Annotated in this window: 11 protein-coding genes; 4 read left to right on the top strand and 7 right to left on the bottom strand. The window is 63.1% G+C overall.

Translation table 11 applies throughout. From position 1 onward, the window contains the following. Nucleotide 1 precedes the first annotated feature (1 nt). The 3 genes from ABIE35_RS07445 to ABIE35_RS07435 all read right to left on the bottom strand — a co-directional run bounded on the left by ABIE35_RS07445 (nt 2) and on the right by ABIE35_RS07435 (nt 4006). Entirely contained in the window at nt 2-907 is a 906-nt protein-coding gene (locus ABIE35_RS07445) for an NAD(P)-dependent oxidoreductase (RefSeq protein ID WP_354513673.1), read from the bottom strand. A gap of 65 nt (nt 908-972) precedes the next feature. Next, nucleotides 973-1857 (bottom strand): MurR/RpiR family transcriptional regulator, encoded by an 885-nt coding sequence (locus tag ABIE35_RS07440; protein WP_502921370.1) that lies wholly within the window; start codon nt 1855-1857, stop codon nt 973-975. Nucleotides 1858-2095: 238 nt separating this feature from the next. Beyond that, a complete protein-coding gene (locus ABIE35_RS07435; RefSeq protein ID WP_354513669.1) occupies nt 2096-4006 on the bottom strand; it encodes an FAD-binding monooxygenase in 1911 nt (636 codons plus the stop codon). Between the two features lie 169 nt (nt 4007-4175). On the opposite strand from ABIE35_RS07435, the gene ABIE35_RS07430 reads away from it, so the two are divergent. Both ABIE35_RS07430 and ABIE35_RS07425 read left to right on the top strand, forming a co-directional pair. After that, entirely contained in the window at nt 4176-5126 is a 951-nt protein-coding gene (locus tag ABIE35_RS07430; protein ID WP_502921368.1) for a 5'-3' exonuclease, read from the top strand. Nucleotides 5127-5281: 155 nt separating this feature from the next. Continuing rightward, nucleotides 5282-5842 (top strand): hypothetical protein, encoded by a 561-nt coding sequence (locus tag ABIE35_RS07425; RefSeq protein ID WP_354513665.1) that lies wholly within the window; start codon nt 5282-5284, stop codon nt 5840-5842. 88 nt (nt 5843-5930) lie between these two features. Here ABIE35_RS07425 and ABIE35_RS07420 read toward each other — a convergent pair whose 3' ends face one another. Together ABIE35_RS07420 and ABIE35_RS07415 are read right to left on the bottom strand one after the other, a co-directional pair. Next, nucleotides 5931-7016 carry a fatty acid desaturase family protein gene (locus ABIE35_RS07420; RefSeq protein ID WP_354513664.1) on the bottom strand — a complete coding sequence of 362 codons (1086 nt, stop codon included), beginning with the start codon at nt 7014-7016 and terminating at the stop codon, nt 5931-5933. 116 nt (nt 7017-7132) lie between these two features. Further along, complete coding sequence (locus ABIE35_RS07415) at nt 7133-8023, bottom strand: helix-turn-helix transcriptional regulator (RefSeq protein ID WP_354513662.1); 891 nt, start codon at nt 8021-8023, stop codon at nt 7133-7135. Between the two features lie 130 nt (nt 8024-8153). On the opposite strand from ABIE35_RS07415, the gene ABIE35_RS07410 reads away from it, so the two are divergent. After that, nucleotides 8154-9197, top strand: a complete 1044-nt coding sequence (locus ABIE35_RS07410; RefSeq protein WP_354513660.1) for an NAD(P)-dependent alcohol dehydrogenase — start codon at nt 8154-8156, stop codon at nt 9195-9197. Between the two features lie 55 nt (nt 9198-9252). Then, nucleotides 9253-11946 (top strand): ATP-dependent helicase HrpB, encoded by a 2694-nt coding sequence (gene hrpB / locus ABIE35_RS07405; RefSeq protein WP_354513658.1) that lies wholly within the window; start codon nt 9253-9255, stop codon nt 11944-11946. Here hrpB and ABIE35_RS07400 read toward each other — a convergent pair. After that, nucleotides 11943-13574: an amidohydrolase gene (locus ABIE35_RS07400; protein ID WP_354513656.1), complete on the bottom strand. Its 1632-nt coding sequence runs from the start codon at nt 13572-13574 to the stop codon at nt 11943-11945. The two genes, hrpB and ABIE35_RS07400, sit on opposite strands and share 4 nt — an antisense overlap. Continuing rightward, the gene (locus ABIE35_RS07395; protein ID WP_354513654.1) at nt 13564-15021 is read right to left on the bottom strand and encodes an APC family permease; all 1458 of its coding nucleotides are present in this window, start codon (nt 15019-15021) and stop codon (nt 13564-13566) included. Before ABIE35_RS07395 ends, ABIE35_RS07400 begins: the two co-directional genes overlap by 11 nt. Nucleotides 15022-15145 lie beyond the last annotated feature (124 nt).

The raw sequence follows: 15145 nt of genomic DNA, 5'->3' as shown, positions 1-15145 counted from the left end.
GCTACGCGTCCGTACTGCTTTTCGGAGCGCCGGCAGGTGTAATGGAAGGTGCCACGGTCCGGGCGATTTCAGTGAAGTCGGCAGATGGGCCCAGTGCGGCCAGAGCATGCTGCCACTGGCCGGCGGCCGCGGCCAGGAGTTCCGGTTCCTCACCCATCTGACGGGCAACGTCAATGGCCAAGGAAGCATCCCGGGCCATTAGGCCCAGGGAGAACCCGGAATCATGCGTGCCGGATAGGACCCACGTCGGGTACATGGCCGCTGAGACCTTGCTGCCGCCGGAGGCGTTGCTGATGCTGGTTGCCGCCACGGCCGGATCAATCCCGTAGGCCTTCGCCACCCCCAGGGCTTCACCCACGGACACCAAGTTGGCAGCGGCCAGGACGTTGTTCAACAATTTGACGACGTTGCCGCTGCCCGGGCCGCCGATGTGGGCGTACTGGCCGCCCGTCAACGCCTCAAGAACAGGACCTGCGGCGGTCAGCGCGTCCTTGCTCGCTCCGACAAACGCACTCAGGCTTCCACTGGCTGCGCCGTCCCGTCCCCCGGAAACCGGGGCGTCCACGAATGCTGCGCCACTGGAAGCGGCGAGGTCGGCCATGGACTTACTGGTCCCAGGCTCAGAGGTGGTGGTGTCGATGATCGCAATTGTGCCTGGCGTTGCGAGAAGCACCGGAACTGTGGCTTCCACGATTTTGGCCGAGGGTAGGGACAGGACTGCGTAAGAGGTTCCCGCCAGTTCACCTATCTCTGCGGTAGTGGAGATGCCGGTGCCGGCGGCAGCTTCCCGTGCGGCTTCCGACGGATCGAAGCCGGTAACATCCCAGCCTGCGCGGTTCAGGGTGGAGGCCATGGCTCCGCCCATGGATCCGAGGCCGATGACGGCGACACGACGATTGTTGCTCATGTGCTACTCCTTGCTGGGGCAATGCTTGGATCTTGATGGCCAGGGGGTGCTGGCCACGGGGGTGCTTAGTCCAGGTAGATATCCAGGTCTTTCCACAGCTGCTGGGTACGCCGGATAGCGACACGGCTGCGTTCCGGGTGGGCTGCTTCCATGCCGGCAAGCAGTCCATAGACCATCGAATTTGCGGCCGTGACGGACTGGAAAAAGGAGATGCCTTCTGATGCGACGATCAGTAAGTGGTCAGCAGCTGCTGCGAGACGGCCACGGCGCATGTCACTGATGGCCACCACTGTGGCCCCGGACTGCTTGGCAGCTTCGGCGGTGACGATGACCTGCTGGACGGACCGCCACATATTCACAACCACCAGGACATCGCCGGGGCCGAGGTTGTTCGCCGCCGACGCGAGGTGGACGCCGCCGCGGTTTTCCAGCGTGATGGGGTAGCCCATGGTCGAGCCAAGGTGGGCCATAACGCTTGCCGGGCCTGCGAAGGATCCGATGCCAATCGCGGTAATGGACTTGGCCGAGGCAAGGGCGCTGATGGCAGCCTCGACATCTTCGGCAGTGTTGGAGTCGAGCGTCAGCCGGAGATTCTCAATGTCATGGTTCAAAGCATCATGGAGGGGACTGCGGTGCTCACCGTGTTCAAGCAGGGTGTCTTCGGTGGAGATCATCACCAGGTACCGGGAGCGGAGTTCGCGCTGCAGGTCGGGCCAACCGCGGTATCCGAGCCGCTGTGCCGTCCGGACGACGGTGGAGTTGTTCACGTCCGAGCGTTGGGCGATTTCGGCTATATCAGCGTAAGAGGAGAGCTGCGGATTGCGTGCGATGACTTCCACCACCCGCGCTTGCGACTTGGACAGGGTTACGTCCGGGAGCGCGTCCCCAAGCCACGCGTGGTCCACAGGCTCCCGTGCCCCGGAGGGTGCCCCCACTTGGTCCCGGTTGATCTTCACTTAATCTCCTTGTAACCCACATCACTCTGCAAACCGCATTGCAATAAAGATACTCTGCAATCTGGTTTGCTTCTAGTGGTTTGGGTTACAGGGATGTAAAACTTTCACCAAGGGGCATCCGCCCGCAGATTCTCTGTCCATACTTCCGCCGCTCAAGGGAGTGCCGGCAGGCCCGTGGCCTACCGGCACTCCCAACTCCGACTATGGGACCTTTATGTCCACTGGCTGGTTGCTAAGCCTGGACGAGTCCAGCGCCCGGGTGTGAAGCCAACAGCGGCGCGAAAAACCGGCCAAGTTCGGCCGTCGCGGTCAGGGGCAGCACATTGGCGACGTACTGGTCCGGGCGGACAACGACCACGACGCCGTCGCGGCTGAGTCCGCGCAGGTCAAAAATGTCATTCTTGGGGTCGGTACCGAATACTTTTTCGAGGTAGGTGAGCTTGAACGGTCCGACTGTCGGTTTGAATGCCGCAGGAACGGCGTTGATGTCCACGTTGGTGTGATCTTGCTGGTAGATCACTTTCACGTCGAACCAGGCGTCGCGGTCCGAGTCCGACGGCGTCGCGGCCAGCGGCGATTCCGGTGAGTTCGCGATCCACTCGGCGAAGTCGGCTACCGGACCTGGACTGCCCGCCTGTGCAGTGTCGGCGAAGACGTAGATGCGCCAGCGGCCGTCTGCTTTCGCGTGGTGGCCAAGGTGCATGGGGTTGGTGTCGCAGACCCTCTGGACGGGTGCGGATTTGAAGCGTTTGCCGACGGGGAAGCCGGTGGCGAGGTCCTGGTGCTGCGCCTCGGCAACCAGCATGGATGGGGCGTATTGGGTCATGAAGCCGGCCGGGAACTCGGCGGTGCTGGTGTAGAAGTTCTCCAGTTCAGTGGGGTCGTCGAATTCTTCGGGTTTCTTGGCCATCAGCGTGGACCACTGCTTGTCGAAATCGATGAGGTTCTTGGCCACCACTTGGCGCTCCGCGGAGTACGTGTCCAGCAGACTCTCAGGGCTGCGGCCTTCCAGGACATGGCCGAGTTTCCAGCCGATGTTGAAACCGTCCTGCATCGAAACGTTCATGCCTTGGCCGGCCTTGGCGCTGTGGGTGTGGCACGCGTCCCCGGTGATGAAAACCCGCGGCGTGCGGGTTCCGCGGTCCTCCGGCAGAACGTCGTCGAACCTGTCTGTGAGCCGGTGGCCTACTTCGTAGACGCTGTGCCAGGCGACATTGCGGACATCCAGGGTGTAGGGGTGGAGGATGTCGTTGGCCTTGCCGATGATTTGCTCGATGGTGGTTCTCCGCACGGCGCCCTTGTCGTTGGGATTAACTTCGCCCAAGTCCACGTACATGCGGAACAGGTGGCCACCTTCGCGGGGGATCAACAGGATGCTGCCACCGGCGCCGGACTGGATGGCGCACTTGGTGCGGATGTCCGGGAAATCTGTGACGGCGAGGACGTCCATGACACCCCAGGCGTGGTTGGCCTGATCGCCGGCAAGGTGGCACCCGATGGACTCGCGAACCTTGCTGCGGGCACCGTCAGCCCCCACCACATATTTTGCCCGGACAGTGCGCTCCCGGCCTTCCTTGGGACCGGACGTATGGGCCAGTGTGACGGTGACAGGGTAGTCGCCGTCTTCGGTGACTTTGAGGCCTTGGAATTCGTAGCCGTAGTCCGGCGTCATCCGCGTGGGGGAGTTGGCCATGAACTCGGCAAAGTAGTCCAGCACGCGGGCCTGGTTCACAATCAGGTGCGGGAACTCACTGATCCCCGCGGGATCGTCCACAGCCCGGGCAGCCCGGACAATGCGGGAGTGGTCGGCCGGGTCCGGCTTCCAGAAGGCCATCTCGGTGATGCGGTAGGCCTCCGCGATGATGCGCTCGGCAAACCCGAATGCCTGGAAGGTCTCGACGCTGCGGGCCTGAATGCCGTCGGCCTGGCCGATGGCGAGCCGACCGGGGCGACGCTCCACAATCCGGGTTGTGATGTCAGGAAACTGAGACAGTTGCGCCGCGGTCAACATTCCGGCAGGGCCGGTGCCCACAATGAGGACGTCAACTTCGTCGGGCAGCTCGGCGGGGCGGTTGATGCCGACGCCGGCGGCCGGTTCGACTCGCGGGTCACCGGATACGTAACCGTGGTGGTGGAACTGCACGGGCTTTCCTCACTTCTTTGTGGGCAATCAATCACTGGTGTGTTCGATAATAGAACAGCTTGTTCTATTATCGCTCACATAATAGTAATGCCGCTCACAGTAGTCTTCAAGTGTTCGTAGTGACCCACCACCGAATCTGCCGGAGCTTCCTGCCCAAAGGGCTGTGGACATGTCAGGATCAGGTATGCCGCGACTGATGCTTTTGGACACTGCCTCTTTGTACTTCCGCGCCTTCTACGGCGTGCCCGATTCCATCCGCCGATCCGATGGAACACCTGTGAACGCGGTGCGGGGGCTCATGGATATGATCGCCCGACTCACCACCGACTACGAAGCCACGCACTTGGTCGCCTGCTGGGACAACGATTGGCGCCCGCAATGGCGCGTGGACCTGATTCCCAGCTACAAGTCGCACCGGGTCGCGGAAATCGTTCCAACTGGTCCGGATGTGGAGGTTGTCCCCGACCCTCTTGAAGCGCAGATTCCCATGATCCGGCGAGTATTGGACCTCGCCGGGATCGCTGTGGTGGGCGTTGACGCGCATGAGGCAGATGACGTCATAGGGACCTACGCGAGCCAGTCCCGGATGCCAACAGATGTGGTCACCGGCGACCGCGACCTGTTCCAGCTCGTCGATGATGACCGTGGGGTCCGCGTCATTTACACAGCGCGCGGCATGAAGAACCTGGAAGTCCTCACCGACGTGGTTGTGGTGGGCAAGTACCGTGTGCTGCCCCAGCAATATGCCGACTTCGCAACACTCCGGGGAGATGCTTCCGACGGACTACCCGGCGTTGCCGGCATTGGAGAAAAAACGGCGGCGTCGTTGCTTGGCGAACACGGGTCGTTGAAAGGGCTGCTTGAGGCGGCGGAAGCTCCCGACGGCGGGTTGTCGGCTTCTGTGCGCGCCAAGCTGTCCGCGGCGGCTGACTACCTCAAGGTGGCGCCCGCCGTCGTAAATGTGGTGCGCGACTTGGAAGTGCCGACACTTGATGAAGCAGGTGCCCAGCTGCGTCCCGTCACCGGGGACGCGCGCGCGGAACTTGAACAGCTGGCGACAGAGTGGAATTTGGGGGGATCGGTCAAAAGGCTGCTGGAGTCGCTGGAGCGCGTCCGCTGAGCACATCCCCCACAGGCTACGGTTCACTTTCACAGCCGAATGACAGGTTCGGAACAGCCGGGGCTGTGGTGCGTCTCCCATCGTATTAAGGAGGACGGAATCATTGACCGTCCCTCAGACACCAGCCGTACCGACGGCTCATTGAGGAGAGGCACATGTCGAAAGTCATGAGAATCACGCTGGGCGTAGCAGCCGGAGCACTGGCATTGGGAGCAGGCTTGGGCGCGACGAGTATCGCGACGGCGGCCACCACGCCGGCACCGAGCGCAACGGCGTCCCCGAGCGGCACATCGTCAGCGGACCCAACCATCCGTTCAGACCGTAGTGGAAAGCCTGGTGGGCACGGACGCGATCGGGGACAGATAGCCGCTGAGCTGGCAACCAAGCTCGGTGTGGACGAGGTTAAGGTCACCGAAGCCTTGAAGGCGTTCCGTGAGGCCAACAAACCCACCACGCCGCCTGCCGAAGGAACCAAACCGGACCGGACGGAGCGAGACGCGGCACTGGCGAAATCGCTCGCTGACGCCTTGGGCGTCGACGAAGCCAAGGTCACCACGGCACTGGATGAAATCCGGGCCGCGGGCCAAGCCGAACGCGCCGCTGCACTGAAGTCCAAGTTGGACAAGGCGGTGACGGACGGCAAACTCACCCAAGCAGAAGCCGACGCCGTGACCAAAGCCGTAGAGGCTGGAGTCATCGGGGGAGGCGGCCGCTGACAACGCCAAGATGATCAGCTGATCCAAGGGATCTCCCGGGCGATATCCGGGAGATCCCTTATGGCCTGGTTTTTACTTGGCCTGGCACTTAGCGGGGACGGAATTGGTTAGTGACCGGACATTCAAACGGCTCTCCGGCGAATAAGCCAACCTCGTCCAAGTACTTCACCACGATCACGTAAGACGCCCCCAAACTGGTTTCGGTATAGGGGATATCCAGCTCAGTGCAGGACGCTTTGACGATCCCTGAGGCGCGGTGCAGGTAGGGCCGCGGCATGTCGGGGAAAAGATGGTGCTCAATCTGGTGGTTCAACCCACCCATCAGCACGTCCATGAACCTGCCGCCGGAGATATTCCGTGCCGTGAGGATTTGGCGTTGCAGGAAGTCTGTCCTGCTCGTGCTCGGCAGAACGGGCATGCCTTTGTGATTGGGAGCGAAGGACGCACCCATGTAGAAACCGAACACGCCCAACTGAACTCCGAGGAAAGCGAACGCCATACCCAACGGCAGGAATGAGAACACCAGGATGGGCACCACCAACAGTCGCAGCATGATGACCGGGATCTCAACCCAGCGGTGATCCACCGTTCTTTGATGCAGCAGGAACTTCAAGGAATCAATGTGCAGGCTCACGCCGAGGAAGAACAGCAAGGGGAACAGCAGCCAGCCCTGCCTGCGCGTGACATGGACCATGACGCCGCGACGGGTACTGGCTGCTTGAGGGTGAAAGGCGATAGCTCCGGTGTGGATATCCGGGTCCTTGTCGATGACATTGGGAAAGTTGTGATGACGCGTGTGTTTCTGCGCCCACATGGAGTAACTGATACCTACCAGACCTGTACCGACGAGCCGTGCAGTCCACTCATTCATGCCCTTGGACTTGAACACCTGCCGATGCGCGGCTTCATGGGCCAAGAATGCGAACTGCGTGAGGACCACGCCCATTCCCGCCGCAATGAGAAGCTGGAACCAGGTGTCCCTCAGCAGGAGGAAGCCGCCCCACGTGCCTGCCCAAGCCACCATCAGCAGCACAAAGACTGTGATGTAAAACCCTCTGCGTCGCCTCAGTAGTCCTGCATTCCGCACGGACTTCAGGAGCGTGGAGTACGTAAGGACCGTCCGGGTGGCACCCCGGTCCGGCAGAATTCCATCGGACGAACGACCTGGTGCCATGATGCCTCGAACCACTTACCGGCGGACTCAACAGAATCGTTTCCCACCGTCCCTTCAGACTACGCCGGTCTTGTCCCCAAAGAGCCTGGAAATTCATGAACTCTTTTGGCCGGGGTTTACTGGTGGTGACGGAGAGGCTCCGGGTCTGCGGCCGACGCGGGAGTGCTCGCAGCCCAGCTTGCGAGCAACTGAAGGGCGTCCGCAGTGCTCGTCCCGGGCTCGGCGTTGTAGACGGTCAAGGTCAGGCCAGCATCAGCGGATAATTCCAAGGCCTCGTAGATCAGGTGCAGATCACCGAATATCCGGTGCCGGAAGCGTTTCTTGCCGGTGAAATGCTGACGGACATTGTGGGATGCCCAGCGGACCCGGAATTCCTCGCTGCGGGTGGACAGCTCGCCCACAAGGTCGCTGAGCCCCCGGTCATAGGGATCACGGCCGGCTTCCGTACGCATGATGGCCACGGTGTCGTTGGCGGCGCGCTCCCAGTCTGTGTAGAAATCTTGGCTGCGGGGATCAAGGAACAGGAAACGTGCATGGTTGGGCGGTCCGGATGGGCTGTCGTACATGTCCGCGTACAGGGCCCGGCCCAAGGCGTTCGTTGCCAGAAGGTCCAACCTGCCGTTGCGGATGAAGGCCGGCGAGCCGGTGATCGCATCCAGCGTGAGTTGCACCCCCGGCCGGATGGCCTGCTTCCGGACAGGTCGACGCCGGAACTTGCCGCCGTCGCTTGCCGCGCGGGCGAGGTCATACAGATGGGCGCGCTCGGCGTCGTCCAGCTGCAGGGCGTTGGCCAGCGACTCCAACACACTTTCAGAGACACCGGAGAGGTTACCGCGTTCCAGCCGGGTGTAATACTCAACACTCACGCCGGCCAGCATGGCCACTTCTCCGCGTCGGAGGCCCGGGACCCGTCGATTGCCTCCGTAGGCGGCCAATCCCGCTTGTTCCGGCGTGATCTTCGCCCTTCGGGTGGAAAGGAAGTCACGCGTCTCAGTCCGGTTGTCCATGGTTTCAACGGTATGGCTTTTGGCCGGCTAAGGGAGTCCCTGTCATTACCCCTTACAGCAGTAACTCCTTGCGTCCAGGGAAACAGGGTTAGATGGAGACATCCACCAACGTTCAGAACGCAGGAGAAACATGCCTACCGCTAACGCTTACGCTGCCCCCTCGGCTACGGGCGACCTGACCTTGACCACCATCGAACGTCGCGAGGTCGGCCCGAACGACGTCCACATCGACATCAAGTTCGCCGGCATCTGCCATTCCGATATCCACACTGTCCGCGGTGACTGGGGACCGCAGCAGTATCCTTTGGCTCCCGGCCACGAAATCGCCGGCATCGTCACCGAGGTTGGCTCCGACGTGACCAAGCACAAGGTGGGCGACCGCGTTGGCGTCGGCTGCATGGTCAACTCGTGCAAGGAGTGCCGGAACTGCACAGCCGGAGAAGAACAGTACTGCCTCAAGGGAAACGTCGGCACCTACGGTGCCGTTGACCGCGACGGCACCATCACCCAGGGCGGATACTCCAGCCATGTGGTGGTGAACGAGGACTTCGTCGTCACCATACCGGAAGGCCTGGAACTGGACGTCGCTGCTCCGCTGCTGTGCGCAGGCATCACCACCTACTCGCCCCTGCACCACTGGGGCGCCGGCCCCGGCAAGAAGGTTGCAGTCGTTGGGCTTGGCGGACTCGGCCACATGGCCGTCAAGATCGCCCATGCCATGGGCGCTGAGGTCACGGTCCTTTCGCAGTCACTGAAGAAGATGGAGGACGGGCTCAAGCTCGGCGCGGACCACTACTACGCCACCAGCGATCCCGCCACGTTCGAGCAGCTCGGCGGCACCTTCGATCTCATCATCAACACGGTGAGCGCTTCGATCGACATCAGCGCGTACCTCCAGTTGCTGACGCTCGACGGAAGCCTGGTCAACGTCGGCGCCCCGGCCGAACCACTGCCTGTGAACGTCTTCTCCTTGATCACGGGTCGTCGCAGGTTCGCAGGCTCAGCCATCGGCGGCATCCGCGAAACGCAGGAAATGCTGAACTTCTGCGCAGAGCACGGCCTTGGTGCCGAGATCGAGGTCATCCCGGCCAGCAAGATCAACGAGGCGTACGAGCGCGTACTCGCCTCCGACGTCCGCTACCGCTTTGTTATCGACGCTTCCACCATCGGCTAAAGCAAGGCACCCAGAGGAAGGGCCACGCCCGGTTCACGCCGGCGTGGCCCTTCCCATGCCGGCCAACTGGGACAATGGACTGGTGACTTTCAGATTGGACACCATCGGTAAGGGGCTGGTCTTTGCTGAATCCCTCGCCGACCTGACCGCAGCGCTGGAACGCCAGGGTAACGGCGGCGTAGCAGTCGTCCAGGCGCCGCCCGGCACCGGCAAGACCACGCTGGTGCCTCCGCTGCTGGCCAACCTGCTGGCCGAACGGCAGCTTCTCTCCGAACGGCAATCCTGCCAGCCACGTATCGTTGTCACCCAACCACGGCGTGTTGCTGCGCGTTCGGCTGCACGCCGGCTGGCGTCATTGGACGGCAGCCGCTTGGGCAGCAGAGTGGGATACACGGTTCGCGGGGAGAGCAAGACCGGCAAGGACACGGTGGTGGAATTCGTCACCCCCGGCATTCTCCTCCGCCGGCTCCTCGACGATCCCGGCCTGGAGGACGTTCATGCTGTGGTCCTGGATGAGGTGCACGAGCGCGGGCTTGATACCGATCTGCTGATTGGCATGCTGGCCGAGGTCCGTGAGCTCCGTGGCGACCTGACATTGATCGCAATGTCGGCGACCCTCGACGCACCGCGTTATGCAGCATTATTGGAGCAGGGCGAGACAGCTCAAGACGACGGCTGCCCGGCTCCCGTTGTTGATTGCCCTTCTGCCCTGCACCCGCTGGAGGTTAAGTGGGCCCCCTCCGGTGAGCACCGCCTCAACGAACGGGGAGTGGCCCGCACGTTCCTAGATCACGTGGCCCGTACTGCTGCAACAGCCCACGGACTGGCTTTGGCCGCCAACCCTGATGTTGATGCGTTGGTCTTCCTGCCGGGCGCCCGTGAAGTGTCCGACGTCGCACATCGCCTTCGCGCCCAGGTTCCCCGGAACGTGGAGGTACTTGAGTTGCACGGCCAGATCGGTCCCGATGCCCAGGATCGGGCTGTGTCCGGGCGGGAGCCCGGCGGCCCGCCTCGGATCATTGTGTCGACCTCGCTGGCTGAGTCATCCCTCACCGTTCCCGGCGTGCGGCTCGTGATTGATTCGGGGTTGGCCAGGGAACCGCGGCGGGACTCGGGGCGTGGGATGTCGGGCTTGGTGACCGTCTCCTGCTCACGGGCTTCGGCCGACCAGCGTGCCGGACGCGCGGCACGGCAAGGGCCAGGCGCGGTGGTCCGCTGTTATGACCACCAGTCTTTCGCAGCAGCCCCGGCCCACCAAACACCCGAGATTTCGGTAGCCGACCTCACGGGAGCCGCGCTGGTCCTCGCCTGCTGGGGCGCTCCGGGAGGCCTGGGCTTGCAGCTGCCTGACGCTCCACCTTCAGGAGCCATGGACGAGGCTGTGGAAGTCCTCCGGGAACTGGGTGCAGTGGCCTGGGACGGATCCGTCACCGCGCTGGGCAAGTCACTGGCACGCATTCCGGCCGATCCCCGCCTGGCCCGGGCCTTGCTGGATGGAGCTGCAGTGGTCGGCACACGGGCAGCGGCGGAAACCGTAGCACTCGTGGCTGGTGACCAGCGCGCACCCGGTGCGGACCTCACCGCCTTGCTGACGTCGCTGAGGTCCGGTTCCGATCCCGCCGCGCGACGTTTCGCGGAGGAGGCCAAGCGGATGGAGTCGATGGCCCGGCAGGAGGCGTCCGGCGTCGTGCCTTCACAGCCCCCAGTGGTCGTTACCGCCAGGGATGCGCCCGGGTTTGTGGTGGCGTTGGCATTCCCGGACCGTGTGGCACGTCGGGTTCCCGGCGATGGTTCCACCTACCTGTTGTCCTCCGGGACACGGGCCGGGCTTCCTTCCGGAAGTCCGTTGTCCGGGCATGAATGGCTGGCAGTGTCCGAAGTGTCACGGGCACAGGGCCGCGACGCTGCGGGAACGGGTGCGGTGATCCGCGCAGCGGCGCCCTTGTCCGCGGAACTTGCACAAGCTGCTGCCCCCGATCTCATGGTCACCAAGGTGCAGGCCAAGTTTGACCACGGGAAGGTGGCCGCCCGCCTGGAACGCCGGTTGGGATCGATCGTCTTGTCCTCCACGCCTGTGCGCCCCAGCGCCGAAGCCGGACGCCACGCGGTGGGTGATGCCCTGGCAAAAACCGGGTTGTCCATGATCGGTTGGTCAACAGCAGCCGACGCCCTGCGGAGGCGGCTCGCCTTGCTGCACCACGAGCTCGGCGCGCCCTGGCCCGACGTCCGCGAAGCCAGCCTGCTGGCCCGGCTGGAGGACTGGTTAAGCCCGGAGCTGGAACAGGTGGCCACCGGGACGCCCGTTAAGTCGATCAACCTGGCGGAGCCCTTGCGTCGGCTGCTGCCTTGGCCGGAAGCTTCCCGCCTGGACAGCTTGGCTCCTGAGCGTCTGCAGGTTCCCAGCGGTTCGCGGGTCAGGATCGATTATCCCGAGGTGTCGGAGAAAAGCCCGGAAGAGCACGACGGCGGCCGGCCGGTAGTGGCGGTCAAACTCCAGGAATGCTTCGGCTGGGACTGCACGCCACTGCTTGTCGATGGCCAGGTCCCTGTGCTGTTCCACTTGTTGTCTCCGGCAGGCAGGCCGTTGGCCGTCACTGACGATCTCGCCTCTTTCTGGTCCGGTCCCTATTCCCAGGTCCGGGCCGAGATGCGTGGGCGCTACCCCAAGCATCCCTGGCCCGAGGACCCCTGGACTGCGCCGGCCACCGCCAGGACCAAGAACAGGATGCAGTCCGGCCCCTCGAGCTAGGCGAGCCGCTCCAGCATGAACTGGATCTCGCCGTCCACGAATGTTCCCAGGACCGCACTGGCAGCCAACTCGTCGGGGTCGGTGGTCAGGGGGTCGAGTTCGAACGCCGTGAAGTCTGCCCGTTTGCCCACCGAGATGGAACCGGAGACATTCCAGAGGCCTGCCGCTTTTGCCGCATGTGAGGTGTAGCCCTCCAGTGCCTGGTACGCGGTAAGGCCTTGCGCCGGAGCGATGGGCTCCTGCTCGGGATGTCCGGAACGCCGTCGCAACTGTGCATCCGCGATGATGGGAAGGGGCTCAAACGGAGCGATCGGCCAGTCCGAGCCGATGCCCAATGTCACTCCCGCCTCGCGGAGGTCCCTGCAGCGCCAGGCCCGGTCCGCACGCTCCTTGCCCAGCCGGGTGGACCAGTTGTCGCTGTGGTCTGCCAGGGAGTAGTGGGTGCAATGCGTCGGTTGCATGCTGGCAACTATGCCCGTTCCCTTGAAACGCTCTACGAGCCCATCCGGAACCGTCTCGAGGTGCTCAATCCGGTGGACAGTTCCGCGCAGGATGTCCGCAGGCACATCGCCTCGCAGCGACTCCAGCGCCTCCAGCACGTACTCCACTCCCGCATCCCCAATGGCGTGCGTAGCGGTCGGTATTCCTCGGGCCGCGAAGTAGCGGATGGCGGCCGTGTACTCTTCCGGCCGAGGCCAGAACGGTGCCGTGGACTGGCCATGGGTGTCTGGCTCATGGAGCCAAGCGGTTCCGTTGTCCACTGTTCCATCGACGAAGAGCTTGATGGCTTCAACGGACCACCGCCGGCCACCAGTTCCCATGGTCCGGGCGAGCTTTTTCCACTCGGCTTCATCGCTTCCGGGCATGCACCACGGAGCGCTGCGCAGCCGCAGTGGAAGCTCACCACCGGCCTCCAGCGCCTGAAACAGCGCGGAGGACTCCTCGCTGTGGTCCATGACGTGTCCACCGGTCAGCCCTGACCTGGCAAAGTCCCTGAGGAGGGTGGCGAGACGTGCCTTGCGTTCGCTGAACGGCTCTTGGGGAATGTGCCGCTGGACGAGTTCCATGGCGGCTGCTTCGAGGAGGAGACCGGTGGGAACGCTGTCGGCATCGCAAACCACCTCGGATGCCTGCTCGAATTCGTGCCTGCCCCGGATTCCTGCCAGGTCCAGGGCCCGGCTGTTGGCGAGCGCCGAATGACCGTCGAACAACCGGATCAGCGCGGGCTTGTCACCGCTGACAGCATCCAGAACGCTCCGGTGCAACGGAACTTCGCCAAAAGCGTTCGGATTCAGGCCCCAGCCACGCAACCAGCCGCCGTCGTTCTCTGATTCCGACTGGAGCAGGGCGCGGACCTCCTCCAGGGTGGCAGCGCTGGACAGGTCAACACCGATTGTCAGGTCCAGTCCGAACACCGGATGGATGTGGCAGTCCACCAGGCCCGGAGTCAGCGTCGCGTTGCCAAGGTCAACCACGCGGGTGCCGGCGTACGCCCAGTCCTGCGCTTCAGCCCGGCTTCCGACGGCGGTAATCACCCCATCGCGGACTGCTACAGCTTGATGGGAATCGCCCATCTGGCCGTCCATGGCATGGATGGTGTCGGCAAGGACGATGAGGTCAGGAGTCATGTTTTTCGAAGCTTCCAATCCGGGCAAAGACGTCAGGGCGGGTGGTGCGCAGGCGGCGTGCAATCAGCAGGCCTGCCAGGAACACAACTGGTGATACCAGGAGGAGGACGGTGTTGGTGAGGGGATCGGCAAACGTGAGGAGCTCGATGTTAATAGCGATCAATGCCACCACCCCGAACAACAGGATGGCCGAGGCCATGCTGACTGGAATGAGGAAACGGTTGGTGACGGCCGCGGGATGGCGGCGCAGGTAGATGAAGGCGGCCACTGACACCAGGCCCTGGAGGGCAACGATCCCCACTATCCCCGGGGTGTTTACCCAGATCAGCAGCTGCTTGTACGGATCGGCGCCGGCGATGGCGCAAATGATGATGACGACGGCGGCCAGGATGGTCTGGATCTGGCCGGCACGGTGCGGGGACTTGTATTTGGGGTGAGTCTTCCCCAGGAACGCGGGGAGCACGCCGTCTTTAGCGAGCATGTATACGTAGCGGTTGATGGCGTTGTGGAAAGCCAGTTGTGAAGCATAGACGCTGGTCACGATCAGCACGTACATCACCACCTCGGCCCACGGCCCCACGTACTGGTTGATGGTGGCGAAGAACATTCCGTCGGCCAGTTCACCGGCTGCGGTGACCACGTTCCCGTCGCCGAAGGCTTGAATGACTGTCCAGACAATGAAGGCGTAAAACACGGACATGAATCCGACGGCGATGTAGGTTGCCCGAGGGACGGACTTGTCCGGGTTGCGGGCCTCGCGCCGATACAGCACGGTGGATTCGAAGCCCATGAATGCCGCGAAGCAAATAGCCAGAATGGCCAGGACACCCGGCGTGAAGGCGTGCTCAGGGGAGAAGGAGGCGAAACTGATGCCGGCAGCTCCGCCGCGGGCAAGGATCGCTACGCCCATGATCCCCAGGATGGCGGTCTCGGCGATGAGCAGGACTCCGAGGACTTTCGCGCCGACGTCAATGCCGCGGAATCCGAGGAGCCAGACGGCTGCGATGGCCACCAACGCCACAACGGGCCATGGCACGTCCAGGCCAAAGAGTGTGCGGAGCATGGCCTGGGTCTGGACGGCGAACAATCCGTAAACGCCGATTTGCAGGCAGTTGTAGGACACGATCGCCAGTATGGCCGCGGCCAGCCCCACTGTCCTGCCCATGGCCAGGCTGATGTAGGTATAGAAACCGCCGGCAGCTTTGACGTGTTTGGTCATGGCCATGAAGGAGATGGCGAAAACCAGCAGGACGGCCCCGGCAATGACGTATCCCATGGGGGCGCCAATGCCCCCGATGCCGATAGCCACAGGGGCTACGCCGGCCATCACTGTCAGGGGGGCTGCTGCGGAGATCACCAGGAAGGCGATGCCGCCGGTGCCGATGGCATTCCGTTTGAGCCCATTTCCAGCATCTGCTGCTGGAGGTCGGGTTTCGAGGTCAGACATGGGGATCCTCAAGGGTGTTGGGGGAGGGAATGTTCAAGGAGTGCCAATCATTAAGCGAAAGGCTTTCGTTTAGCGTAGGGCCTAGTGATCCGGAGCACAATACCTGGACGGAAAGTTCTGGCTA

Origin of the sequence: Paenarthrobacter sp. 4246, from assembly GCF_040546855.1 — a bacterium.
Lineage (GTDB): Bacteria > Actinomycetota > Actinomycetes > Actinomycetales > Micrococcaceae > Arthrobacter.
This window is presented reverse-complemented; position numbering and strand designations above follow the sequence as displayed.

What these genes read in the sequence shown, in the direction of transcription:
- ABIE35_RS07445 (WP_354513673.1), bottom strand. Translation starts at nt 907, where the DNA reads ATGAGCAACAATCGTCGTGTCGCCGTCATCGGCCTCGGATCCATGGGC.
- ABIE35_RS07430 (WP_502921368.1), top strand. Translation starts at nt 4,176, where the DNA reads ATGTCAGGATCAGGTATGCCGCGACTGATGCTTTTGGACACTGCCTCT.
- ABIE35_RS07425 (WP_354513665.1), top strand. Translation starts at nt 5,282, where the DNA reads ATGTCGAAAGTCATGAGAATCACGCTGGGCGTAGCAGCCGGAGCACTG.
- ABIE35_RS07420 (WP_354513664.1), bottom strand. Translation starts at nt 7,016, where the DNA reads ATGGCACCAGGTCGTTCGTCCGATGGAATTCTGCCGGACCGGGGTGCC.
- ABIE35_RS07415 (WP_354513662.1), bottom strand. Translation starts at nt 8,023, where the DNA reads ATGGACAACCGGACTGAGACGCGTGACTTCCTTTCCACCCGAAGGGCG.
- ABIE35_RS07410 (WP_354513660.1), top strand. Translation starts at nt 8,154, where the DNA reads ATGCCTACCGCTAACGCTTACGCTGCCCCCTCGGCTACGGGCGACCTG.
- hrpB (WP_354513658.1), top strand. Translation starts at nt 9,253, where the DNA reads ATGCCGGCCAACTGGGACAATGGACTGGTGACTTTCAGATTGGACACC.
- ABIE35_RS07400 (WP_354513656.1), bottom strand. Translation starts at nt 13,574, where the DNA reads ATGACTCCTGACCTCATCGTCCTTGCCGACACCATCCATGCCATGGAC.
- ABIE35_RS07395 (WP_354513654.1), bottom strand. Translation starts at nt 15,021, where the DNA reads ATGTCTGACCTCGAAACCCGACCTCCAGCAGCAGATGCTGGAAATGGG.